Source organism: Rhodoferax sp. RT5P35, assembly GCF_056521385.1.
Window position 1 is genome coordinate 1 of sequence record NZ_JBWMAX010000285.1, and the last position, 1124, is coordinate 1124.

General features: G+C 61.1%; 2 protein-coding genes. Both read right to left on the reverse strand.

Annotation, left to right across the window (positions count from 1 at the left end; genetic code table 11):
- On the reverse strand, positions 1-383 hold a 383-nt coding region (locus AC097L_RS25665; RefSeq protein ID WP_479589524.1), incomplete at its 3' end, for an alpha/beta fold hydrolase.
- Between the two features lie 50 nt (positions 384-433).
- On the reverse strand, positions 434-1124 hold a 691-nt coding region (gene yaaA, locus AC097L_RS25670), incomplete at its 5' end, for a peroxide stress protein YaaA (RefSeq protein WP_479589525.1).

Here is a 1124-nt window from a genome sequence, read left to right on the forward strand (position 1 = left end):
TGCGCGATCATGCCGCCCATGCTGACGCCCACCACATGTGCTCTCGCAATGCCCAGCGCATCGAGCACGCCCAGCGAGTCGGCGGCCATGTCACTCAGGCTGTAGGGTGCACGCGGTGTCAGGCCGAGCTTGAAGCGGATGCTCTGCCAGATCAGGTTGGGCGAGCCCAGGGCTTCAAACCGGTGGCTCAAGCCCACGTCCCGGTTGTCGTGGCAAATCACCCGGTAGCCCGCCTTCACCAACGCGTTGATGAAGGCGGGTGGCCAGGCCACGAGTTGCATGCCCAGCCCCATGATCAACAGGACCACCGGGCGGTTCTCGCCCGGGGCGCCAGCGCCCGTGTCTTCGACCTCGATTTCAATGTTGTTTGCTCTTATTTTCATAGCTAATCCCGAAGGTAGAACAAGGGCTACAGCCTGGTTTTATATAAATTTCAAACCATTTGGCGGCGCCGAAACACCAGCCGTTCGGGCGTGGATACCGCCACCTCAAACGCGTAACCTTCGGTATCAAAGCCCTGCAGCTGCTGGGGCGTGACCAGCCGGTGTGTGGCGGCATAACGCGCCATCAAACCCCGGGCCCGCTTGGCCATGAAGCTGATGATCTTGTACTGGCCACCATCCCGCTCTTCTTCAAACACACATTCCACCACGCGGGCCTTCAGGGCCTTGAGGTCCACCGCCTTGAAGTACTCCTGCGAAGCCAGGTTCACCACCACGGGCGACACGTCGCGCTGCAGACGCCCGTTCAGGTAGGCGGACAACTGCGAACCCCAAAACTTGTACAAATTGCTGCCCTGCGGGTTGGCCAGGCGGGTGCCCATCTCCAGCCGGTAGGGTTGCATGTAGTCCAGCGGGCGCAGCACGCCGTACAGGCCACTCAGAATGCACACATGGTCTTGCGCCCAGGCCAGGTCATCGGCACCCAGGGTTTTGGCGTCCAGCCCCTCATACACATCGCCATTGAAGGCCAGCACCGCCTGTTTCGCATTTTTGGCGGTGAATTTGGGTCGCCACGCCTGGTAGCGCGCCACGTTCAGGCCCGACAGGGTGTCGCTCAGGCTCATCAGCTGGGCAATTTGCTGCGGCGACTGCACTTTGAGCAGTTCGATCAACTCGGCCGAT